This is a genomic window from Nonomuraea salmonea (assembly GCF_042428605.1).
Taxonomy (GTDB): Bacteria; Actinomycetota; Actinomycetes; order Streptosporangiales; family Streptosporangiaceae; genus Nonomuraea; species Nonomuraea salmonea.
The window spans coordinates 37,143-57,937 of sequence record NZ_JBHMCF010000034.1 but is presented as its reverse complement, the minus strand read 5'-3'; the positions used below and the strand labels follow the sequence as shown (position 1 = coordinate 57,937).

At 70.5% G+C, this 20,795-nt stretch carries 20 protein-coding genes and 1 riboswitch; of the genes, 7 read left to right on the top strand and 13 right to left on the bottom strand.

Annotation, left to right across the window (positions count from 1 at the left end; genetic code table 11):
• Nucleotides 1-20 precede the first annotated feature (20 nt).
• Together ACFFR3_RS28000 and ACFFR3_RS27995 are read right to left on the bottom strand one after the other, a co-directional pair.
• Nucleotides 21-1,118: a branched-chain amino acid aminotransferase gene (locus ACFFR3_RS28000; RefSeq protein WP_379484109.1), complete on the bottom strand. Its 1,098-nt coding sequence runs from the start codon at nt 1,116-1,118 to the stop codon at nt 21-23.
• 244 nt (nt 1,119-1,362) lie between these two features.
• Nucleotides 1,363-2,409, bottom strand: coding sequence for a 3-isopropylmalate dehydrogenase (locus tag ACFFR3_RS27995; RefSeq protein ID WP_345389221.1), 1,047 nt, complete (start codon nt 2,407-2,409; stop codon nt 1,363-1,365).
• A 99-nt stretch (nt 2,410-2,508) separates the two neighbouring features.
• Nucleotides 2,509-2,650: riboswitch (cyclic di-AMP (ydaO/yuaA leader) on the top strand.
• 51 nt (nt 2,651-2,701) lie between these two features.
• Here ACFFR3_RS27995 and ACFFR3_RS27990 point away from each other — a divergent pair.
• The gene (locus ACFFR3_RS27990; protein ID WP_379484108.1) at nt 2,702-3,331 is read left to right on the top strand and encodes a C40 family peptidase; all 630 of its coding nucleotides are present in this window, start codon (nt 2,702-2,704) and stop codon (nt 3,329-3,331) included.
• Between the two features lie 492 nt (nt 3,332-3,823).
• On the opposite strand, the gene serA is transcribed toward ACFFR3_RS27990, so the two are convergent.
• The gene (serA, locus tag ACFFR3_RS27985; RefSeq protein WP_364376437.1) at nt 3,824-5,413 is read right to left on the bottom strand and encodes a phosphoglycerate dehydrogenase; all 1,590 of its coding nucleotides are present in this window, start codon (nt 5,411-5,413) and stop codon (nt 3,824-3,826) included.
• A 241-nt stretch (nt 5,414-5,654) separates the two neighbouring features.
• Between serA and ACFFR3_RS27980 the strand changes: the two genes are divergently transcribed.
• Both ACFFR3_RS27980 and ACFFR3_RS27975 read left to right on the top strand, forming a co-directional pair.
• A complete protein-coding gene (locus ACFFR3_RS27980; RefSeq protein ID WP_364376439.1) occupies nt 5,655-6,509 on the top strand; it encodes a hypothetical protein in 855 nt (284 codons plus the stop codon).
• A gap of 63 nt (nt 6,510-6,572) precedes the next feature.
• On the top strand, nt 6,573-7,934 hold the full coding sequence (locus tag ACFFR3_RS27975) for an MFS transporter (RefSeq protein ID WP_364376441.1): 1,362 nt from the start codon (nt 6,573-6,575) through the stop codon (nt 7,932-7,934).
• A 6-nt stretch (nt 7,935-7,940) separates the two neighbouring features.
• On the opposite strand, the gene ACFFR3_RS27970 is transcribed toward ACFFR3_RS27975, so the two are convergent.
• Nucleotides 7,941-8,447, bottom strand: coding sequence for a PadR family transcriptional regulator (locus ACFFR3_RS27970; protein ID WP_364376443.1), 507 nt, complete (start codon nt 8,445-8,447; stop codon nt 7,941-7,943).
• An 88-nt stretch (nt 8,448-8,535) separates the two neighbouring features.
• On the opposite strand from ACFFR3_RS27970, the gene ACFFR3_RS27965 reads away from it, so the two are divergent.
• On the top strand, nt 8,536-9,084 hold the full coding sequence (locus tag ACFFR3_RS27965; RefSeq protein WP_345389231.1) for an FHA domain-containing protein: 549 nt from the start codon (nt 8,536-8,538) through the stop codon (nt 9,082-9,084).
• A gap of 286 nt (nt 9,085-9,370) precedes the next feature.
• On the top strand, nt 9,371-10,915 hold the full coding sequence (dacB, locus tag ACFFR3_RS27960; protein ID WP_379484107.1) for a D-alanyl-D-alanine carboxypeptidase/D-alanyl-D-alanine endopeptidase: 1,545 nt from the start codon (nt 9,371-9,373) through the stop codon (nt 10,913-10,915).
• Between the two features lie 336 nt (nt 10,916-11,251).
• Here dacB and ACFFR3_RS27955 read toward each other — a convergent pair whose 3' ends face one another.
• Genes ACFFR3_RS27955 through ACFFR3_RS27940 form a run of 4 tightly spaced genes read right to left on the bottom strand, consistent with a single transcriptional unit; the run spans nt 11,252 to nt 14,584 of the window.
• Entirely contained in the window at nt 11,252-12,034 is a 783-nt protein-coding gene (locus ACFFR3_RS27955) for an ABC transporter permease (RefSeq protein ID WP_379484106.1), read from the bottom strand.
• Complete coding sequence (locus ACFFR3_RS27950) at nt 12,031-12,783, bottom strand: ABC transporter permease (protein WP_345389237.1); 753 nt, start codon at nt 12,781-12,783, stop codon at nt 12,031-12,033. The genes ACFFR3_RS27955 and ACFFR3_RS27950 overlap by 4 nt, the downstream gene beginning before the upstream one ends.
• The gene (locus ACFFR3_RS27945) at nt 12,780-13,532 is read right to left on the bottom strand and encodes an ABC transporter ATP-binding protein (RefSeq protein WP_345389239.1); all 753 of its coding nucleotides are present in this window, start codon (nt 13,530-13,532) and stop codon (nt 12,780-12,782) included. The genes ACFFR3_RS27950 and ACFFR3_RS27945 overlap by 4 nt, the downstream gene beginning before the upstream one ends.
• A complete protein-coding gene (locus ACFFR3_RS27940) occupies nt 13,529-14,584 on the bottom strand; it encodes an ABC transporter substrate-binding protein (RefSeq protein WP_364376455.1) in 1,056 nt (351 codons plus the stop codon). The genes ACFFR3_RS27945 and ACFFR3_RS27940 overlap by 4 nt, the downstream gene beginning before the upstream one ends.
• 217 nt (nt 14,585-14,801) lie before the next feature.
• Here ACFFR3_RS27940 and ACFFR3_RS27935 point away from each other — a divergent pair, with 217 nt between their 5' ends.
• On the top strand, nt 14,802-15,992 hold the full coding sequence (locus ACFFR3_RS27935; protein WP_364376458.1) for a metal-dependent hydrolase family protein: 1,191 nt from the start codon (nt 14,802-14,804) through the stop codon (nt 15,990-15,992).
• On the opposite strand, the gene ACFFR3_RS27930 is transcribed toward ACFFR3_RS27935, so the two are convergent.
• On the bottom strand, nt 15,954-17,111 hold the full coding sequence (locus ACFFR3_RS27930; RefSeq protein ID WP_345389247.1) for a helix-turn-helix domain-containing protein: 1,158 nt from the start codon (nt 17,109-17,111) through the stop codon (nt 15,954-15,956). The two genes, ACFFR3_RS27935 and ACFFR3_RS27930, sit on opposite strands and share 39 nt — an antisense overlap.
• Before the next feature lie 87 nt (nt 17,112-17,198).
• Here ACFFR3_RS27930 and ACFFR3_RS27925 point away from each other — a divergent pair, with 87 nt between their 5' ends.
• On the top strand, nt 17,199-18,125 hold the full coding sequence (locus tag ACFFR3_RS27925) for an adenosine deaminase (RefSeq protein WP_364376464.1): 927 nt from the start codon (nt 17,199-17,201) through the stop codon (nt 18,123-18,125).
• Between the two features lie 64 nt (nt 18,126-18,189).
• On the opposite strand, the gene ACFFR3_RS27920 is transcribed toward ACFFR3_RS27925, so the two are convergent.
• The 4 genes from ACFFR3_RS27920 to ACFFR3_RS27905 all read right to left on the bottom strand — a co-directional run bounded on the left by ACFFR3_RS27920 (nt 18,190) and on the right by ACFFR3_RS27905 (nt 20,771).
• On the bottom strand, nt 18,190-18,435 hold the full coding sequence (locus tag ACFFR3_RS27920) for a hypothetical protein (RefSeq protein WP_345389249.1): 246 nt from the start codon (nt 18,433-18,435) through the stop codon (nt 18,190-18,192).
• A gap of 245 nt (nt 18,436-18,680) precedes the next feature.
• The gene (gene map, locus ACFFR3_RS27915; protein ID WP_364376467.1) at nt 18,681-19,448 is read right to left on the bottom strand and encodes a type I methionyl aminopeptidase; all 768 of its coding nucleotides are present in this window, start codon (nt 19,446-19,448) and stop codon (nt 18,681-18,683) included.
• A gap of 82 nt (nt 19,449-19,530) precedes the next feature.
• Nucleotides 19,531-20,247: a siderophore-interacting protein gene (locus tag ACFFR3_RS27910; protein WP_345389253.1), complete on the bottom strand. Its 717-nt coding sequence runs from the start codon at nt 20,245-20,247 to the stop codon at nt 19,531-19,533.
• A complete protein-coding gene (locus ACFFR3_RS27905) occupies nt 20,244-20,771 on the bottom strand; it encodes a PadR family transcriptional regulator (RefSeq protein ID WP_345389255.1) in 528 nt (175 codons plus the stop codon). Before ACFFR3_RS27905 ends, ACFFR3_RS27910 begins: the two co-directional genes overlap by 4 nt.
• Between the last annotated feature and the right edge of the window lie 24 nt (nt 20,772-20,795).

The window sequence follows — 20,795 nt, the reverse complement described above, 5'->3', positions numbered from 1 at the left end:
CGCCCCCTGGGATGCGGGCGTCAGGCGATCTTGTGGACCCAGTTGTGGGTGTCGGGGCGGGCGCCGTACTGGATGCCGACCAGTTCCTCGCGCACCCGCATGGTGATCGGGCCGGGCGTGCCGTCGCCGATCGTCCATGAGCGGTCGGCGCCCTTGACCGTGCCGACCGGCGTCACCACGGCCGCGGTGCCGCACGCGAACACCTCGGTCAGCTCGCCGCTCTCGCAGCCGGCCTGCCACTCCTCCACGCTGACCAGCCGCTCCTCGGTCTCCAGGCCGAGGTCGCCGGCCAGCTCCAGGATCGAGTCGCGGGTGATGCCGGGCAGCAGCGTGCCGGTGAGCGCGGGGGTGACGAGCTTGCCGCCGATGACGAAGAACAGGTTCATCCCGCCCATCTCCTCGACGTAGCGGTGCTCGTGCGCGTCGAGCCAGACGACCTGGTCGCAGCCGTTCTCGACGGCCTGCCGCTGCGCGACGAAGGCCGCGGCGTAGTTGCCGCCGCACTTGGCGAACCCGGTGCCGCCGGGCGCGGCCCGCGTGTACTCGGTGGACAGCCAGACGGAGACGGGCTTGATGCCGCCGGTGAAGTAGGAGGCCGCCGGGGAGGCGATCACCATGTACCGGTACGTCTTCGACGGGTAGTTGACCCCGAGCGCCGGCTGCGTGGCGATCATGAAGGGCCGCAGGTAGAGGCTGTGCCCCTCGGCGGTGGGCACCCACTCCTTGTCGGTGTTGACGAGCAGGTCCAGCGACTCGACGAACGTCTCCTCGGGCAGCTCGGGCATCGCCATGCGCTGGGCCGAGCGGTTGAAGCGGGTGGCGTTGGCGTACGGGCGGAACATCACGATCGAGCCGTTGGCCTGCCGGTACGCCTTCAGCCCCTCGAACAGCTCCTGGGCGTAGTGGAAGACCGCGGTGGCCGGGTCGAGGACGAGCGGCCCGTACGCCTCGAGGCGCGCGTCGTGCCAGCCCTTACCCTCGGTGAAGTCGATCGAGACCATGTGGTCGGTGAAGACCTGCCCCCACCCCGGGTTCGCCAGTACCTGCTCCCGCTCGGCCGCGGTGCGAGCATGGTCGGAGAGCTGCACGTCGAAGCTGAGCTTCTGAGCGATGGTCATGACGTCGGTCCTTCTCTCTGCGATCTACCGAAACCTACCGGAAGCTGCCCGCTGTCTGCGGTTTCTGCGACGGCCGCGAGAGGCGGCCGCGCCGGGAGGCAGTCCGTACTTCCTATTGTCTCGCTATATGGGATGGCAAGGGGTCAATGGGGGATATAGCCCCCATTTCTCCGTACAGGGACACGAAAAAGCGCCCGGCAGTCCCCTCAGGGCCGCCGGGCGCTCGTGATCGGGCTAGGCGGTCCTAGCCGGATACTCGCGCGGTGATGTCGTCGCCGATCTGCTGCGTGCCGCGCGGGGCGGAGCCCGCGACGCGCGCCGCGATGTCGTCGGCGACGGCCTGCTCCACCCTGGCCGCCTCGGCGCTCAGGCCGAGGTGGTCGAGAAGCATGGCGACGGAGAGGATGGTCGCGGTCGGGTCGGCCTTGCCCTGGCCCGCGATGTCGGGCGCGCTGCCGTGGACCGGCTCGAACATGCTGGGCGCGGCGCCGTCGGGGTTGATGTTGCCGCTGGCGGCCAGGCCGATGCCGCCCGCGATGGCGGCGCCGAGGTCGGTGATGATGTCGCCGAAGAGGTTGTCGGTGACCACCACGTCGAAGCGCTCGGGCTGGGTGACGAAGAACATCGAGGCCGCGTCGATGTGGGAGTAGTCGACGGCGATCTCGGGGTAGTCGGCGGCGACCCGGTTGACGGTGCGCTGCCACAGGTCGCCCGCGAAGGTGAGGACGTTCGTCTTGTGGACGAGCGTGAGCTTCTTGCGCGGGCGCGACTGAGCTTTCTCGAAGGCGTAGCGGACCACGCGCTCGACGCCGTGTGCGGTGTTGAGCGACTCCTGCGTGGCGATCTCGTGCGGGGTGCCGCGCCGCATGGCGCCGCCGGTGCCGGCGTAGAGGCCCTCGGTGCCCTCGCGGACGACGATCATGTCGATCTTCTCGGGCGGGGTGTCGGCCAGCGGGGTGCGCACGCCGGGGAACAGCTTGACCGGGCGCAGGTTGACGTAGTGGTCGAACTCGAACCGCAGCCGCAGCAGCAGGTCGCGCTCCAGGACGCCGGGCGGCACGCTGGGGTCTCCGACGGCGCCGAGCAGGATGGCGTCGTAGCCGCGCAGCTCGTGGAGCACCGAGTCGGGCAACGTCTCGCCGGTGCGGTGATAGCGCGCGGCGCCCAGGTCGTAGTGGGTGGGCTCGATCTTGGTGCCCACGGCATCCAGGACCTTGAGCCCTTCTGCGACGACCTCGGTGCCGATGCCGTCACCGGGGATGACAGCCAGGCGGATGTTACGCGACTCCATGGGCGGTACCTTACCGGCTCGTCTCGACTGACGAACACATCATCTCATTTTCCGGACGTCCGATTTTGCATGTATTGCGACCTTTTGACCGATTCGTTAGAGTCCGTCAGGCCTAATCCACGCAGCAGGTGCGTGGAGCCGGGGACCCACCTCTCCCCCAGGGGCGAATCGGCTTCGCCGTAGGGCTGTCTTCCAGGCCCGAGCCCGTCAGCTAACCCGGCCGGCCGCATGGAAGGACAGACCCCTGTCTCGCATTGCCATCGCCCTGGCGGGTGTCGCCGCCGGGCTCATCGTGTGCCCCCCTCCGGCCTCCGCCGCGCCGACGCCCGCCGGCCCCGGTGAAAGCCGTCACTCCCCCGACACGAACTCCGACCCCGACACGAAATCCGGCCCCGGCACGAAATCCGGCTCCGGTACGAACGCGGCCGGCTCGATCACTCTGACCGGCCCCGAGGTCAAGCGCATCCAGCAGCAGCGCGCGCCCAAGCCGGCCTGGAAGACCGCCCTCAGGTTCGCGATGCACCAGCGCGGCATCCCGTACGTGTGGGGCGGCACGAGCCGCAGCGGGTACGACTGCTCCGGGCTCATGCTCAGGGCGTACCAGAAGGCGGGGATCCACCTGCCGCGCACCGCCGCCGAGCAGTACAACGCGTTCTCCCGGAAAATCAGCTGGAACCATCTCAAGCCCGGTGACCTGGTCTTCTTCAGCGGACTCGGTCACGTGGGCATGATCTCCAAGCCCGGCTACATGGTGCACGCGCCGCACTCGGGCGACGTGGTGAAGGAGGAGAAGCTCTCCGACTGGCGCCGGCAGGCGTTCGTCGGAGCGGTCAGGCCCGACCGCGAGGGCGTCCGTCAGTGGCGCGAGCTGCAGAAACGGCGCGATGACCCCGCCCCGTCGATGCTGACCGCGACCCTCTGACCTTGCACCACCCGGACGAGCGGCCCCGTGCGAACGAGCGCGGGGCCGTTCTGGGCTCACCTGCTTTGGGGGGCTCCGCCGTTGTCACGCCGGTCGAGGGCCATCTGGACGGCCTCGGCCGCCTCGTCCTCTTGGTCCTCGGCACGGTTGTAGGCATACATCTCGTACATGTGGCTCATCTCGCTTCGCGGACGTGTTCCTGAGAAAGGGGGGAAGCCGGACTCCGGTCGCGAGCCCGACCGGGCCTGAATCTCGTGGTCCGGGTCACGGACCGGACGAAGGGACTTGACGGCCGACGCATACGCCGCGCACCGCGGCGGGTCGTCGACCTGCCCTAACAGGCCCCGCCGCGGCAGGTAATGAGTACGAGAACCTGGCGCATCACCGGCTACAGTACCCGAGGACAGTGCTTGGATGTCCTACTATCTCGCATCCTGAGACGCAAAAGGGCCGCCACCCGAAACGGGTGACGGCCCTGCGCAGGTCAGAGGGTCAGTCCTCCAGGTCGACCGAGCGGCCGCTCTCGGCGCCGATCTCGGCGCCGATCTGCTCGACCACCTCGGCCGGGATCGCCGAGTCGACGGTCAGCGCGATGAGCGCCTTGCCGCCCTTGACGTCACGGGCCACCTGCATCGAGGCGATGTTGATGCCGTGCTCGCCGAGCAGCCGGCCGACCACGCCGACGACGCCGGGGCGGTCGGTGTAGGTGTAGAAGCACAGGTGGGCCGTCGGCTCGATCTCCATCTCGAAGCCGTTGACCTCGACGATCTTGGTGATCTGGCGCGGCCCGGACAGCGTGCCCGACACCGAGACCGTGCGGCCGTCGGCCAGCACGCCGCGCACGGTCACCAGGTTGCGCCAGTCGGGGCTCTCGGAGCTGGTGACCAGCTCGACCGCGATGCCGCGGTCCTTGGCCAGCAGCGGCGCGTTGACGTAGGTGACCTGCTCCTCGACCACGTCGGCGAAGACGCCCTTGAGCGCGGCCAGCTCGATCACCCGCACGTCCTGGGCGGCGATCTCGCCGCGCACCTCGACGTCGAGCTTGGTGGCCACCTCGCCGGCCAGCGCGGTGAAGACCCGGCCCAGCTTCTCGGCCAGCGGCAGGCCCGGCTTGACGTCCTCGGCCACGGCGCCGCCCTGGACGTTGACCGCGTCGGGCACGAACTCGCCCGCGAGGGCCAGCTTCACGCTGCGCGCGACCTGGGTGCCGGCCTTCTCCTGGGCCTCGTGGGTGGAGGCGCCGAGGTGGGGCGTGACGACGACCTGGTCGAGCTCGAACAGCGGGCTGTCGGTGCACGGCTCCTTGGCGAAGACGTCCAGGCCGGCTCCCGCGACCCGGCCCTCCTTGATCGCCGCGTAGAGGGCGCCCTCGTCGACGATGCCGCCGCGCGCGACGTTGACGATCCGCACGTTGGGCTTGACCTGGTGCAGCTCGCGGTCGCCGATGAGCCCGACCGTCTCCTTGGACTTGGGCAGGTGGACGGTGATGAAGTCGGCCTGCTTGAGCACCTCGTCGAGGCTGACCAGCCGGACGCCCATCTGCGCGGCGCGGGCCGGCGGCAGGTAGGGGTCGTAGGCGATCAGCTCGACCCCGAACGGCGCCAGCCGCTGGGCCACGAGCTGGCCGATCTTGCCGAGGCCGAGGATGCCGACGACCTTCTCGTCGAGCTCGACACCGGTGTACTTCGAGCGCTTCCACTCACCGTTCTTCAGCGCGGCGTGGGCCTGGGCCGTGTTGCGCGCGCTGGCCAGGATGAGCGCGATGGTCTGCTCGGCGGCGCTGGTGATGTTGGAGGTCGGAGCGTTGACGACCATGACGCCGGCCTTGGTGGCCGCCTCGACGTCGACGTTGTCGAGGCCGACCCCCGCGCGGGCGACCACCCGCAGCTTGGGCGCGGCGGCGATGGCCTCGGCGTCGACCTGCGTGGCGGAGCGGACGATGAGCGCGTCAACGTCGGCGAGGGCGGGCAGCAGCTGGGAACGGTCGGCGCCGTCGGTGTGGCGGACCTCGAAATCAGCGCCGAGTACGGCGAGACCGGCCTCGGACAGCTCCTCTGCGACCAGAACGACGGGCTTGTTCACTGGTGTGGATCCTTAAGGCAGGGCGGGCTTGGGAGGGACACGTCCACGGATCCCCCCGGCGGTCCCACAGAGTCTATCGGGCGCTTGTGAACGCGTTCACGAGGGACTCACGATGTGAGACGGGAGGCCCTGTACCCAGCAGAGTGGAAAGTCATCCACGCCGCTCCCATCTTTGTCTTGATCGGGAGATTTATTCGCCATTAGCCTGATAAGCCGTGGCCGACTACCTATGGTTCGTCATATGAGCATCGGGAATCCTGCGCTTGCCGACGTGCTCGCCCAGCATGGCACTCCGCACCGCCTGCTGGGCGCTCTTGCCGACGGTGGAGTCCTGGTGGCAGTGCGACCAGATCGTTCCGTGGTCCTCGGGACCACTCAAGTAGGTGACCGGGTGCTGCTGGGCTACACCAGCGCCGCCACCTACGCCCGGCACCGCGGAAGCCATTCGCTGTCGGCCTGCGACGCCGACACCATCCTGGACATCCAGCGCGTCACCGGAGTACGCGAGATCGTGATCGACGCGGCAGGCCCGGCCGCCGCGGCCGTGCCCATCGACGATCTCCAACGCTTCCTCACCACGACGCGCACGGGGCCCACACCCGTGCTGTCGGGGGCGGCGCCCGCCGCCTACGCCACGGGCGCGATGGCCACCGTGTCACGCGGCGCCGCGCTCGCGCAGGTGGCTCCCCCGTCGCCCGAGGCCCCCGCGCTGCCGTGGGTGCCCGCGCCGCGGCCGCACCTGTCGGGGCCGATGCAGCAGGTGGACCCCGGCTACCGGCGGTGCACGCATCCGATCCTGCCCGCGCTGCGGCAGGCCATCGCGTACCTGCTGATGGACTTCCCGCTCGTGCACCACGTCTGGATCAGCGAGGCGCGCACGGCGTCCGGTGCCCCCGGGATCATGCTGCACGTCAAGGTGCACATGTCCGCGGCCGAGGACGTCGTACGCGACCTGCACCGCCTCGTACGCGCCCGGCTGCCGCAGTTCGCCGCCTCAGGGGCGCCGATCCTGATGGCCAGGGTCGCCGACGCGCGCAGCGAGCGCCGGATGATCGAGATCGGCGCGCACGTGGTCTGCGCCAGCGTGAACGACTGACCGGCGGAGGGCCCGCGAAAGTGGGCCCTCCCCAACGAGCCCTCACTCGGTTTCAATGAGGTAATGATCACACCGGGGGTGGGCACGGCCACCGTCCCGAAAGGCGTGCGGTTCGGCTATGGGATCGGGTCGTTCTGCACCTCGACCGTCAACGCGGTGCCCGGCCTGCTGCTGCTGTTCTACATGACGAACTTCCTCGCCGTGCCCGCGTGGCTGGCCGGTGTGGTGGTGACCGCGCCCAAGATCTGGGACCTGATCATCAACCCGCTGGTCGGGCGCTGGTCTGACCGGACGGTCTCGCGCTGGGGGCCGCGCCGGCCCTGGCTGCTCGCCGGGGCGTGCACGCTGCCGGTCGCCTTCTTCCTGGTGTTCGCCGGGCCGCCGCTGACCGGGGTGCCCGCCGCGCTGTACGTCGGCGCCTGCTTCATGGCCACGGCGACCGCGTACGCGCTGTTCGAGGTGCCGTACAAGGCGATGCCCAGTGAGATGACGCACGACTACCACGAGCGCACGGCGCTGCTGCAGTGGCGGATGGTCTTCATCGGCGCGGCCACCGCGATCAGCGGCGTGCTGGCGCCGGCCATCGCCACCGGCGACGGCGCGCACGGCACGCTGAGCAGCTACCGGACGATGGGCCTGACGATCGCCGTCATCCTGCTCGTCGCCATGCTCGCCTCGTTCCTCGGCACCGCCCGCGCCCCCATGACGGGAGCGCCGGAGCCGGACCGCGGCGGGTGGCGCGAGCAGTTCGCGGCGATCAAGGGAAACCCGGCGTTCATCTGGCTGACCGTGCTGGCCTGCACGCAGATGCTGGCCGTCAGCATGATGCTGGCCGCCGCGCCCTACTTCGCGACGTACACGCTCGGCTCGGCGGGGGCCACCCAGACGCTCTTCGCCGCCCTCGTCGGGCCGATCCTGCTGACCATGCCGCTGTGGGTGCGGCTGGCCAGGCGCCTCGACAAGCGCGGCGCGATGGTGCTGGCCACGGTGATGTTCGGCGGTGGCACCACGGCCGCGATCGCCACGCCGCTGTTCGGCTCGGTGTGGGCGCACCTGTGGATCCTGCTGGTCGGCGTCGGCTACGCCGGTGTGCAGCTCCTGCAGTTCTCGATGCTGGCGGACGTCATCGCGGCCGACGCGGCGGAGACCGGCAAGCGGCGGGCCGGTGTGCTGACCGGGTTGTGGACGGCCATCGAGAGCGGGGTGAGCGCGTTCGGCGCGCTGATCTTCGGCGTGGTGCTGTCGATCGGCGGGTTCATCGAGTCGGAGCCGAGCCGGCCGGTCGAGCAGCCGGAGAGCGCGGTGACCGCCGTCCTCATCGGGCAGACCGTGATCCCCGCGCTGATCATCTTCTCCTCGGTGCTGATGGTCATGAAGTACCGGCTCAAGGCGCCCGCCGCGCCGGCCCCTGCCGGCGCCGAGTGACCGCCGTCAGGTCCTCCCCTTCGCCATGGCCTCGCAGTGGTCGAGCCAGCGCAGCTCCGCCTCGGCCTTGAAGATCAGCGAGTCGAGGACCAGGCGCTGCGCGAGGCCCTCGCCCGCCCTGTGCTTGGCCCTCGTGTGCTCCTGCAGGGCGCGCATGGTGGCCTCCCGCTGGGTCTGGAGGACGGCGGCGACGTCCACGCCGCCTGCCACCGCCATGGCGATCTTGATGGTCAGCTCGTCCCTGGGGCGGTCGGTCGGGGCGACCGGGGTGCCGTACCAGTGCTCCAGCTCGCGCCGGCCCGGCTCGGTGATCGTGTAGATCGCGCGGCCCTGCTCGTCGGAGCCGCCGGGGGCGACCAGCCCGTCGCGCTCCAGCCGGGCCAGCGTCGTGTAGACCTGGCCGATGTTGAGCGGCCACGTGCCTCCTGTGGACGCCTCGAACTCCACCCTGAGCTGGTAGCCGTAGCGGGGGCCGCCACTGAGCAGGGCGAGCAGTCCGTGCCTGATCGACATGGATACTGACTATGCATACTGAGTATGCTTATCGCAACTGATCCCCGTATTCTGGACAGCGACCGAGGTTCAGGCCGATACTCGCTCTATGAGCTCCACTCATCCGCCCTCTCGCGCCTCAGATGGGGAACGTGACCGTGCGATCGATGAGCTCAGAGACCGCGCCGTCGAGGGCCGCATCTCCCATGACACCTTCGTGGGCCGGGTCGACCAGGCGCTGCGGGCGCGCAGCAGGCACGAGCTCGACGAGCTCGTGGCCGACCTGCCCCGGCGGCCCACCCTCCGGCAGCGGCTGACCGACGCCGTCGCGTCCGTTTCGGAGTTCACCACCCGCCTCCAGGCCGCCTGGCGGCGGCCCAGGCTGCCCCGGCTCGCGCTGCCCGACGACGACCGGCTGCGGTACGTGGTCGGGCGCGGGTCCGCGTGCGACCTCGTCCTTTCCGATCTGACCGTCTCCCGCGTACACGCCGAGCTGCGGCGCGAGGAGGACGGCGAGTGGATGCTGGTCGACCTCGGCTCGCTCAACGGCACCCGGCTCAACGGCTGGCGCCTCGTGGGGCCCGCACGCGTGAAGTCAGGCGACGAGGTCGCCTTCGGCGACTGCGGCTTCCTCATCACCGCCCAGCAACCCACCTGACGCGCCACGCAGCCGCCCGCCGGCCGACCGGGCACGGGCCGGGCGAGGGACACCGGGTCTCACCACCCCGGCGCACACCGTTCGGCCGCAAGCCGGCTGGGGAGGCAGGCCGGGCGAATGGGCGGGCCGGGCGAATGGGCGCGTCGGGCGAGTGGGCGGGCCGGGCGGGTGGGGGTCGGCGGGTCTCACAACGGTGGGGTTGCGGATAAATACGGATATTTGCGGATTACAGGCCGCCTGCGCTGAATCATGCTCTTCTGCGATCCCCCAGTCACTTGGAGACCCCATGCGGCGCACCTCAGCATCCCTCGTCGCGGGCGCGCTCGTCGCGGCCCTCGCGTGGGCGTCAGGCCCCTCATCCCCCGCCGTCGCGCTCGACCCCTCCGTGGGCGTGGCGGACCTCACCCAGGACATCAACCAGATCCTCAGCGACTCCCGGCTGACGATCGCCCGCGCGGGCGTCGTGGTCAAGAGCGCCGAGACCGGCGAGGAGCTGTACGCCACCGACGCGGGCAAGCTCCTCATCCCCGCGTCCAACACCAAGCTGTTCACCTCGGCCGCCGCCGCGGAGACGCTCGGACTCGACTACCGCTTCCCCACCACCGTGCTGAGCACCGGCCGCAAGGCGGGCGCCGTGCTGACCGGTGACCTGGTGCTGCGCGGCACCGGCGACCCGACCATGCTGGCCGAGGACTACGAGGCGCTGGCCGCCCAGGTCGCGAAGGCGGGCGTCAAGGTCGTCACCGGCAAGCTGGTGGCCGACGACACGTGGTTCGACGGTCAGCGGCTCGGCAACGACTGGGCGTGGGACGACGAGACCGCCTACTACGCCGCCCCGATCTCGGCGCTGACCGCCTCCCCCGACCGCGACTACGACGCGGGCTCGGTGGTCGTGTCGGTCTCGGCGAGCGGCGGCAAGGTGAAGGTGACCACCACGCCGGAGACCGACTACCTGAAGATCGTCAACAAGGCCACGGTCGGCGACCAGACGAACGTGCTCATCGAGCGGCAGCACGGCACCCGTACGGTGGTCATCACCGGCACGGTCGCGGGCTCGTACCAGGAGTGGGTGGCGGTCGACGACCCCACCGCCTACGCCGCCTCGCTCTTTCGCAAGGGCCTGAGCAAGCACGGCGTCAAGGTGCTCGGCCCGACCGAGGCGGGCGCGGCGCCGGCGAGCGCGAAGAAGCTGGCCGAGCACGAGTCGATGCCGCTGGGCGAGCTGCTGGTGCCGTTCATGAAGCTGAGCAACAACATCCACGCCGAGATCCTCACCAAGGCGATGGGCCGCGAGGTGTCGGACCAGGGCACGTGGTCGGCGGGCCTCAAGGTCACCACCGACTTCGCCAAGGCGAACGGCGTCGAGCTGCTCAACATGCGGGACGGCTCTGGGCTGTCGCGGCGTGACGGCTTCTCGCCGGCCTCGATCGTGCAGCTCCTGTCGTCCGTACGCGGCAAGCCCTGGTTCTCCACCTGGTACGAGTCGCTGCCCATCGCCGGCAACAGCGACAGGTTCACCGGCGGCACGCTGCGCAGCCGCATGCAGGGCACGCCCGCGGCGAACAACGTGCACGCCAAGACCGGCTCGCTGACCGGGGTCACCGCGCTGTCCGGTTACGTGACGAGCGCGGACGGCGAGCCGCTGATCTTCTCGATCATGCTGAACCAGTACCTGTCGGGCTCGCCGAAGGACATCGAGGACAAGATCGCGGTCCGGCTGGCCCAGTTCTCGCGGACGGCGGCGGTCGCCGACACCACGCGGCTCCGTGCGGCGGAGGGCGCCCCGGCGGGCGACCTCGAGTGCTCCTGGATGAAGCCGGCCTCCTGCTGACCGGAGAGAACCCCGGCGGCCGACCGCGGACGCGCGGCAGGCCGCCGGGGTTTACCGAGGTGAGGACGGCTGTCATCACGATTCGGCTACTTGGAGCTCCAGGTTAGTCGGCCATTTCCCTACAAACGCGACCCAGCCAGGACAGAATTCGACATTGAGCGTCCTTCTGGCCCGCCCGCCGACGCTCACGCAGACCATGGGAGCGAACGGGCTTTCACCGGCCCCACCCCGAGCCGGTATCCCACCGCACGCCCAAGCGCTCCCCTTCGGGCGGACCCGGCCGCGCCTCCCCCCGCACACAGGACCGCGGCCGGGTCCGCATAACACGAGCCAGGCTCATGACCCTTGCGGACGGTCGGAGAAGCGGGCGAGGACCAGCGACTCGACGACGCCGACCACCGCGTACGCCACGATCGACACCCCCGTGACCACGACGATGTCCGCCCACACCTCGTCGTAGCGGAACCCGCCGATCGCCCGCAGGATCTCGGCCCCGATGCCCTCGCCGGTGGCCAGCCACTCGGCGATGAGGGCGCCGATGATCGAGGCGGGCACGGAGATCCGGGCCGAGGCGAAGACCGAGGGCATCGCGGTCGGCACCGCCACCTTGCGCAGCACGGTCATCCGCGTGCCGCCGTACGCCATGATCAGGTCGGTCGCCTGCGGCGAGGCGGAGCGCAGGCCGAAGGCGATGTTCACCAGCGCGGGGAAGAACACCACGATGCCGCCGATGACCGCCACCCCGAGCAGCTCGCGCCCGAAGATCAGCGTGATCAGCGGCGTCATCACGACCAGCGGCACCGAGCGCAGCAGCATCGCGACCGGCATGAACGTCTGCTCGACGGTCCTGAACAGCACGAACAGCACGGCCACCACGGTCGCGGCGACCATGCCGGAGACGAAGCCGACAGCGGCGTCCCTGACCGTGATGCCCAGCGCGCCGAACACCGCGTCCCGGTGCTCCTGCGCGGAGGTCAGGTACTCCCAGACCTGCGGGGGCCGCTTGCCCACCAGCGGGCTGATGCCGAACGCCTCCAGCGCCAGCCACCACCCGGCCACGACGATGACGACCGAGGGCGCGAGCGGGCCCACGATGCGCAGCACGGTACGCCCGATCACTGGGCGGCCTCCCCTCGCGACCACGGCGTGACGACCCTGGCGACCAGCGCGACGATCGCGTAGCCGAGGCCCGCGATGAGGCCGGCGACCAGCGCGAGCCCCCACGTGCGCGGCACCTGGAACTGCTGCTGCGAGATCATCAGGGAGACGCCGAGCCCCTGGTCGTTGCTGCCGAGGTACTCGCCGATGATGGCGCCGAGCAGCGCGGACGGCGCCGAGATCTTCAGCCCGGCGAACGTGCTGGGCAGCGCCGCGATGATCTGGACGTAGCGCAGCCTGGCCAGCCGGCCGCCGCCGTACACGGTGACGAGGTCGAGGCTCGCCCGGTCGGCCGAGCGCAGCCCGAGCAGCGCGCCGATGAGCGTGGTGAAGAAGACGGAGATGGCGGCGAGGAACACCACGGTCGCGTCGCCGCCGAAGACGACGAGCACGATCGGCCCGATGGCGAGCAGCGGGATGCAGTAGCTGATCACCGCGAGCTGCGTGGCGACGGCCTCAAGCCGGGGCACGAGCAGCACCAGCAGGGCCACGGCGATGGCCAGCCCGTTGCCCCACAGGAAGCCCTGGAAGGCGGCCGAGAGGGTGGCGGTGGCGTTGGGGCCGTAGAAGGACCAGCCGTCGCCGGCCATGGAGGCCAGCACCGCGGGCGGGGTGGGCACCGCGCCGCCGTCGGCGAACACGGTGGCGGCCAGCAGCCACCACAGCGCCACCAGGAGGACGACGCCGATCAGGCCCTGGACCCGCCTCATGAGCCGTGCCCGAACAGCAGGTCGCTGAGGTGGTCGTGCAGGGCGTGGAACTCGGGTGTGCGCATCATCTCGGGCGTGCGCGGGCGGGGCAGGTCGATCTCCACCAGCTCGATGACCCGGCCGGGACGCGGGCTCATGACGGCGACCACGTCCGACAGGAAGACGGCCTCGCCGATGCCGTGGGTGACCATGAGCGTGGTGGCGGGCTTCTCCGTCCAGATGCGCAGCAGCTCCAGGTTGAGGCGCTGGCGGGTCATGTCGTCCAAGGCGCCGAACGGCTCGTCGAGCAGCAGCACGCTGGGCTTGACCACCAGCGCGCGGGCGATGGAGACCCGCTGGCGCATGCCGCCGGACAGCTCCGACGGCCGCGCCTTCTCGAAGCCCTCCAGACCGACGAGCTTGATGAGGTCCTCGATCACGCCCGGCTCGGGCTTGAGGCCGGCGACCTCGAGCGGCAACCGGATGTTGGCGGCGACGCTGCGCCAGGCCAGCAGCGCGGAGTCCTGGAAGGCGATGCCGAGGTGGTGGCCCTTGCGCAGCTGCTGCGGTGTCTCGCCGTTCACCAGGATCTCGCCCGTGGTGGGCTCCTCCAGGCCGGCGAGGATGCGCAGCACCGTGGACTTGCCGCAGCCGGACGGGCCGAGCAACGACAGGAACGAGCCCTTCGGCGTCTGGAGATCGACGTCCTGGACGGCGGTCAGCCCCTTGCCGAACGTCTTGCTCAGCCCGGTGATGCTGATGCCGCTCATGACAGCTTCAGGCTCGGGTCCGCCTGGTAGACCTCGTCGAGGATCGACAGGTCGAAGAGCTGCTCGGCCTTGATGGTGAGGCCCGCCTTGGCCAGTGAGGAGATGTTCTCCTCGATCAGCTCAGGCGTCATCGTGAACAGGCCGTTCTTCCTGGCGTCGGGGGTCACGACCAGGTCGTTCTGCATCTTGGCCTCCTCCGTCTGCTCCTTGACGTCGAGGTTCTGGTCCTTGCCGTAGACGGTGGCGGCCAGCTCGGCGGACTTGGCCGGGTCGGCGACGGCGTCCTTCCAGCCCTTGATCTCGGCGGTCAGGAACGCCTTGAGCTTGTCGCGCTCGTTGTCGATGGTCTCCTGGGTGACCGTGAACGTCTCGGCGACCAGGGGCAGGCCCGCGTCGGCGAGCAGCAGGTACTCGGGGTCGTGGCCCTGCAGGCGCAGGTTCACCGGGCCGCTGGTGACGAAGCCGACGTAGCCGTCGAGCTGGCCCGAGGTGAGCATCGACGGGTCCGACTGGAACGGCACCCTGGTGACACTGGAGTCGTCGAGGCCGTTGGCCTTGAGCAGCGCGTTCCAGACCAGCTCGTTGGAGTCCTGGACGCCGATCCGCTTGCCGGCGAGGTCCTTGGCGTCCTTGATCGGGTTCTTGCTCAGCGAGATGATCGCGAACGGGTTCTTCTGGAAGGTCGCGCCGACGATCTTCAGCGGGGCGCCCTGGAGGATGGCGGGTGCGGTGATCGTGGGCGCCGACAGGCCCGCCCAGCAGCGGCCGGTGGCCAGGCCCGACTCGACGGAGGTGCCGGAGCCGCCGCCGGACAGCAGCTCGACCTGCGTGAACCCGGCCGCCTTGTAGTAGCCGTTGGTGTCGGCGAAGTACTCGCCGGCGAACTCGACGTTCTTCTTCCAGGAGAGCTGCAGCTTGACCGCCCCGAAGCCGTCGCCGCCGGAGGAGGAGCCGGACGTGGCGGTGCCGTTGTCGCCGCAGGCGGCCAGACCGAGCGCAAGACCGGCCAGACCTGTCGTCCGCAGGAACGCGCGACGGTCGAGGGTAGCCATAATTCTCCTTGAACGGCGGTGAACCAGCAGGTCAGGACGGTATCCATCGATTATTACCATCGTGTGACGGTCATTTCGGACAGCGGACGGAAGCGCGGGCCGCGTACCCGCAAGGTGGGAAAACCGCTGGCGGCCCCTGTAGGTCCCTACGAGAGCGCCCGGTGAGGACCGTAGATCCCTCCAGCCGCCCGGCGGCTCCGGTAGCGTCGAGCGGGAGATGAGACTCGACGGAATCCCCCTTTGGGACGGTACCGAATACCGCGGCCCTGTCGACCTGACGTGGGAGCCCGACCGGATCACCGGCGTCGGCCCCGCCCAGGGCGGGCATACCGACCTGTGCGTGCTGCCCGGCCTGGTCGACACGCACGTCCACCTCGTCGGCTACGCCGGCGACGGCACGCCGCCCGACTTCGCGACGTGGCCGCTCACCACCACCCGCGACGAGCAGGTGCTGCACGGCGTCGCGCACGCCCAGCGGGCCATGCGCCACGGCGTCACGACGCTGCGCGACCTGGCCGGCGACGAGGCGCAGATCGCGCTGCGGCGGGTCTTCGACGCAGGGGTGCTGCCGGGGCCGCGCATCCAGGTGCACGGCGTGGTGGGGATGACCGCCGGGCACAACGACCTGTTCGTGCCGCCGGCCGTGCCGTCGCCGCTGAGGAAGCCGGTCGCCGACGGCCCCGACGAGTGCCGCAAGCTCGTCCGCACCTGGGCCAGGGCGGGCATGGACGGCATCAAGCTCACGACCAGCGGCGGCGTGCTGTCCATGGGCGACAAGAACGCCTGGCGCAACTACACCCGTGCCGAGATCAGGGCGGTCGTGGACGAGGCCCACGCGCTCGGCATGCCGGTCGCCTCGCACGCCCACTCCGAGGAGGGCATCCGCGTCGCGGTCGAGGAGGGCGTCGACTCGATCGAGCACGGCACGCTGCTCAGCCGCGACCTGGCCGAGACGCTGGCCGCCAGGGGCACTCCCGTGGCGCCGACGCTGCTGATCAACGAGGCCATCGCCGAGGGCCGCGTCCCGGTGACGCCGGAGGCCAGGGCCAAGGCCGCCGAGCTGGTCGCCACCCGCGACGTGCTGCTGGCCCAGGCCGCCGCGCTGGGCGTGCGGTTCGTGCTCGGCACCGACGCCAACGGCCACCACGTGCAGTTCGGCGACCAGCTCGCCGAGGTCGTACACATGACGCGCATCCTCGGCATGGACGCGGAGTCGGCGCTGCGCGCGGCCACCTCCGACGCGGCCGACGCGCTCGGCATGCCGGTGGGCCGGATCAAGGAGGGCCTGGGCGCCGACCTGGTCGTGCTGCGCGGGCGGCCCTGGGAGACCATCGAGGACCTCGCCACGGAGAACATCGTGGCCGTCGTGTCACGGGGCCGCGTCGTCGCGGGCCGCCTGCCCTCCTGAGCCCTGCCCTGAACGCAGGGCCAGGTACAGGTCCGTACGGTCGCGCATCGACGACATGCGCCGCCCGGTCAGCTCCTCGATGCGCTGCATCCGGTAGCGCAGGGTGTTGACGTGCACGTACAGCTCGTCCGCGGTGCGCTGCCAGGAGCCGCACGTCTCCAGGAACGTGTCCAGCGTGCGCAGCAGCTCCGAGCCGTGCCGGGCGTCGTACTCCTCGACGGGGCCGAGCAGGTGGTCGCGGAACGAGCGGCGGGTGGTCGCCGGCAGCGCGGCCAGCAGCAGGTCGAAGCTGTCGATGTCGGCCAGCGACATGATCGAGACCGGTCCTGGGCCGCTGCGTGCCGACTCCATGCCGCGCCTGGCCGTCTCCAGCGCCTCGCCGAGCTGCGAGACGCTGGCCGCCATCTCGCTGATGCCGGCCGCGATGCTGGTGCCGGGACGGGCGGCGATGAGGGCGCGCAGCTCGTCGGCCAGGCTCTTGCGTGACGCCCGGCCGTTGACCAGCACCACCGCCTCGTACGGGGTGCCGCCGACGACGAGGTGACGGCCCTTCCTGGCCAGCCCTTCGTGCAGCAGCTCGGGCAGGTCCAGCTCGGGCCCGCCGGTCAGGGTGACCGCCATGGCCGCCGTGGGCAGGCCCGGGTCGGCGCCGAGCAGCCGCAGGTGGGCGGAGACCTCGCCGGGCGGGATGCGGCCGAGCACGTCGAGCAGGGTCTGCGCCCTGACCCGCTCGGCCCTGCGCTGCTCGGCGGCGAACCCCTCGGCGGTCACCACCTCCGTGATCGCGCCGAACGCCTGGTCGGGCGCGGCCAGCAGGAGCGGCAGGCGGCGCAGCTCGCACGCCTTGACCAGCTCGGCAGGCAGCTCGCCCAGCACGATCAGGCCGACGACCAGGCCGGCGGCGTCGCTCGCCCACAGCGCGTCGGCGAAGCGCTCGCAGTCGGACGGCTCGGCGTACCAGACGCCGCTGGTCAGGACGAGGTCGCCGGTACGCAGGTAGCGGCGGGGATCGGGCAGGTCGGTCGGGTAGGCGCGCAGGATCTCTCTGTCGAGGGCGTCGGCACCGGTCACCAGCGTCAGCCTGAGGTCCTCGCGTGCCAGCAGATCCCTCAGCCTCATGAAATCTGATGTTATGCCAGCTCAAGGGGTGAGAGTTCAGAGGTTCGCACGATACCTCCGCTCCGACGGGTCCGGTTTACTCGTGTCATGCGTCCCAAAGCGGAACTCCACCTGCACATCGAGGGCACCCTCGAACCCGATCTCGTCGTCGAGCTGGCCAGGCGTAACCGGATCGAGCTGCCGACGTACGACGTGGCGGCCATCCGCGCGCGGTACTCCTTCACGAGCCTGCAGTCGTTCCTGGACGTGTACTACGAGAACCTGGCCGTGCTCCGCACGGAGCAGGACTTCTACGACCTGGCCGCCGCCTACCTGCGCAGGGCGGCGGCTCAGGGGGTGCGGCACGCGGAGATCTTCTTCGACCCGCAGGCGCATCTGAGCAGGGGCGTGCCGTTTGAGGTGGTGTTCGGCGGGCTGTCGGCGGCGCTGAAGGACGGCGGCGTGCCGGCCGCGCTCATCCTGTGCTTCCTCCGCGATCGGGGGCCGGAGGAGGCCGAGCGGGTGCTGCGGGCGGCGCTGCCGTTCCGTGAGCGGTTCATCGGGGTGGGGCTGGACTCGGCGGAGGTGGGCCATCCGCCGTCGTTGTTTCGCAAGGTGTTCGAGATCGCCGCCGCCGAGGGGCTGCACCGGGTGGCGCACGCGGGCGAGGAGGGCGGGCCCGACTACGTGTGGGAGGCGCTGGACGTGCTGCGCGTCGAGCGGGTCGACCACGGCATCAGGGCGATGGAGGATCCGCAGCTCGTGGCCAGGCTCCGGGCCGAGCGCATCCCGCTGACGGTGTGCCCGCTGTCGAACGTGCGGCTGCGGGTGGTGCCGTCGCTGCGTGACCACATCCTGCCCGCGATGCTGGACGAGGGCCTGCTCGTCACCGTCAACTCCGACGACCCCGCCTACTTCGGCGGCTATGTGGAGGACAACTACGCGGCGCTGAGCAGGGAGCTGGGGATGAGCGACGACCAACTCGACAGGATCGCCCGCAACTCGTTCGAGGCTTCCTTCGTGTACGAAGGGTGAGCATGGGGCTGAGCATGGCGAAGGGGCCCGCCCTCAGTGGGCGAGCCCCCTCGTACGTGTCCCGTCAGCCGCTCAGCACGCGGGAGAGGAGCTGGTTCAGGAGGTCCAGGTCGAGGATGTCGTTGTCCTCACCGAAGTTGTTCCACTCGCCGAAGTCCCACTTGGCATCGTCCTTGCCGTGGTTCGGGCCAGGAAGGATGCGAGTCTGAGAAGACTCGGCCGTGACGACGGGCGACGCGGCGAGCGCGGTACCTCCGAACATGACCATCCCGCCGACGAGCCCGGCCAGGACGAGTCCCTTGCGATACATAGTGTTTCCCCCTGATACCTCTCGACTACTCTCCGTAGCTATCGGAGGAAGATCTGCCCCTCGCCCAAGTTCGACAAACACCCATATTTTCGCTGTTGACCAGGACGAATACGGCGTCTGGCCGAACGAATACCGGAGATCACCTCACTTGACGAGCAGGTGTGCCCCGATGAACCCGAGCGGCCTTCACCCTTGCCGGTTCGTGACCGCGCGGCGGGGGCCGCGGAGATCGTACAAGCGGGCTTTCACGGACATGTCAGAACGACCGGCCCGTCCTCGGTGATGGCGACCGTGTGCTCGACGTGCACGCTCCTGCTGCCGTCGCCCGAACAGACCGACCAGCCGTCGTCCGCCATGTAGTAGTCGTTGCCACCCCCGGCCATCAGGCTGGGCTCGATCGCGATCACCAGCCCTGGCCGCAGCCGCAGGCCGCGCCCGGGACGGGCCTCGTTGGGCACCCACGGCGACTCGTGCATGGCCCGGCCGATGCCGTGGCCGCCGAAGTCGTTCTGCATGCCGTAGCCGGCGCCGCGGCCGACCGTGGACATCGCGTGGCCGATGTCGCCCATCTTGCCGCCCGGCCGCGCCGCCTCGATGCCCGCGCCGAGCGTCTCCTCGGCGACCTTGATCAGCTTGAGGTCCTCGGCGCGCGGTGTGCCGACGGTGAAGCTGACCGTGCCGTCGGCGTGCCAGCCGTCCACGTACGCCGCGCAGTCCACGCTGATGAGGTCGCCGTCGCGCAGCCGGTACTGCGTCGGCAGCCCGTGCAGCATCACCCCGTTGACGGAGGTGCAGATGACGCCCGGGTAGGGGGTGGCGCCGAAGGACGGGTGGTAGCCGAGGAACGACGCCCCCGCCTTCGCCTCCTCGATGACGGTCCGCGCCACGTCGTCGAGGTGTTTCAGCGTCACCCCGATGCCGGCCTCCGCCCGCGTGGCGGCGTGCACGGCGGCCACGACCCGGCCCGCCGCACGCATGGCGGCGATCTCCCCGGCTGACTTGAGCTCGATCACGACTCCTCCTAAGCGATAACTATACCGGTATTATTATCACGCCTCATGGGCATGGCGACACCGGGGAGAAGTCACGTGCCGATCAGTCCAGCCCCTTCCTGCCGGGCGTCCAGAAGGGTTTCGTCCGCACGTCCCTGCGCTGCCAGCCGCGCTCGTTCACCAGGTGGGCGCGGACGGCCTGGATCGTGCGGGCCTCCCCCGCGAGGTAGGCGACGCCGGGCTCGTCCGGCAGGTCCAGCTTGCTGACCGCCTCCAGCAGGGTCGGGGACGAGGCCGCCGGTGCGCCGTTCCTGCACACCTCGGCCAGGTCGCGGGGCAGCCGGAGATGGTCGCCCGGGCTCTCGGCCTCCACCACGCCGTACGCCGTGGCCTCCCCGGGCAGCGCCCGCAGCATCGCCCCGAACGCCACCGAGGCCGTCTCCTCCCCCGCGAACAGGTGGTAGGGCGCCTCGGGACGCAGCACGAAGCTCCCCTCGGGACGCATGAAGGAGATCTCCCACCCCGGCTCCGCGTTCCTGATCCAGGCGGTCCCCGGCGCGTCACCGCCGTGGTCGTAGCCGACCAGATCGATCGACCGCTGGTCGGGGTCGTGCGCCCAGATCGAGTACGTCCGCAGCACGCCGCCCAGCGGGCCCCCTTGGCCGACGAGCAGCCGTACGTGCTGGCCCGGCGTCCAGCTCAGCTCGGCCGCGACCGCGATCCTGATCCGCCGCATGCGCGGCGTGACCTGCTCGGTCTCGGCCACCTGCCCGGTGACCAGCCACCGGTCGATCAGCCTGCGTGCCAACGGCCTGCTCACGACGACCTCCGCTCGGCGTCGATCCGCTCGATGCGGCGGCGGGCGTCCACGAAGACCTCCAGCACGCCCTCGGCCACGCGCGGGTCGCCGTGGGCGCGGGCGAGCGTCTTCACCGCCGCCTTGACCAGGCGCAGGGCCGGGCCGACGATCTCGGCGGCCTCAGGCTCGCCGAACATCCCCCACTGGCTCCTGCTGGCGGCGCGGCCCCACAGCCGCTCGATCTCCTCCCACTGCTCCTCGACCAGCCGCAGGCCGTCCTCGGTGGCGTGGTGCACCTTGCGCCCGCCCTCGGCGGGCTCGGCGCGGACGAGGCCCTCGTCCTCCAGGAGCTGGAGCGTGGGGTAGATGGAGCCGGCGCTGGGCTCGTAGGTGCCGTTGAAACGGTCGGCGAGGCGGGTCATGAGCTGGTAGCCGTGGCCGGGCTGCTCGGCGATCAGGGCGAGCACGGCCAGGCGGAGCTCGCCCGGCCCGAAGAAACGGCCTGTCGGGCCGAGCCCGCCCGGGGTGCGGCGTGCGTTCATCATGGCTCGGATGCTATATCGAACGAT

What these genes read in the sequence shown, in the direction of transcription:
- ACFFR3_RS27905 (WP_345389255.1), bottom strand. Translation starts at nt 20,771, where the DNA reads ATGATGAACGCACGCCGCACCCCGGGCGGGCTCGGCCCGACAGGCCGT.
- ACFFR3_RS27920 (WP_345389249.1), bottom strand. Translation starts at nt 18,435, where the DNA reads ATGTATCGCAAGGGACTCGTCCTGGCCGGGCTCGTCGGCGGGATGGTC.
- ACFFR3_RS27995 (WP_345389221.1), bottom strand. Translation starts at nt 2,409, where the DNA reads ATGGAGTCGCGTAACATCCGCCTGGCTGTCATCCCCGGTGACGGCATC.
- ACFFR3_RS27980 (WP_364376439.1), top strand. Translation starts at nt 5,655, where the DNA reads ATGAGCATCGGGAATCCTGCGCTTGCCGACGTGCTCGCCCAGCATGGC.
- ACFFR3_RS27975 (WP_364376441.1), top strand. Translation starts at nt 6,573, where the DNA reads ATGATCACACCGGGGGTGGGCACGGCCACCGTCCCGAAAGGCGTGCGG.
- ACFFR3_RS27940 (WP_364376455.1), bottom strand. Translation starts at nt 14,584, where the DNA reads ATGGCTACCCTCGACCGTCGCGCGTTCCTGCGGACGACAGGTCTGGCC.
- ACFFR3_RS27935 (WP_364376458.1), top strand. Translation starts at nt 14,802, where the DNA reads ATGAGACTCGACGGAATCCCCCTTTGGGACGGTACCGAATACCGCGGC.
- ACFFR3_RS27945 (WP_345389239.1), bottom strand. Translation starts at nt 13,532, where the DNA reads ATGAGCGGCATCAGCATCACCGGGCTGAGCAAGACGTTCGGCAAGGGG.
- ACFFR3_RS28000 (WP_379484109.1), bottom strand. Translation starts at nt 1,118, where the DNA reads ATGACCATCGCTCAGAAGCTCAGCTTCGACGTGCAGCTCTCCGACCAT.
- ACFFR3_RS27950 (WP_345389237.1), bottom strand. Translation starts at nt 12,783, where the DNA reads ATGAGGCGGGTCCAGGGCCTGATCGGCGTCGTCCTCCTGGTGGCGCTG.
- ACFFR3_RS27930 (WP_345389247.1), bottom strand. Translation starts at nt 17,111, where the DNA reads ATGAGGCTGAGGGATCTGCTGGCACGCGAGGACCTCAGGCTGACGCTG.
- dacB (WP_379484107.1), top strand. Translation starts at nt 9,371, where the DNA reads ATGCGGCGCACCTCAGCATCCCTCGTCGCGGGCGCGCTCGTCGCGGCC.
- ACFFR3_RS27925 (WP_364376464.1), top strand. Translation starts at nt 17,199, where the DNA reads ATGCGTCCCAAAGCGGAACTCCACCTGCACATCGAGGGCACCCTCGAA.
- ACFFR3_RS27970 (WP_364376443.1), bottom strand. Translation starts at nt 8,447, where the DNA reads ATGTCGATCAGGCACGGACTGCTCGCCCTGCTCAGTGGCGGCCCCCGC.
- ACFFR3_RS27965 (WP_345389231.1), top strand. Translation starts at nt 8,536, where the DNA reads ATGAGCTCCACTCATCCGCCCTCTCGCGCCTCAGATGGGGAACGTGAC.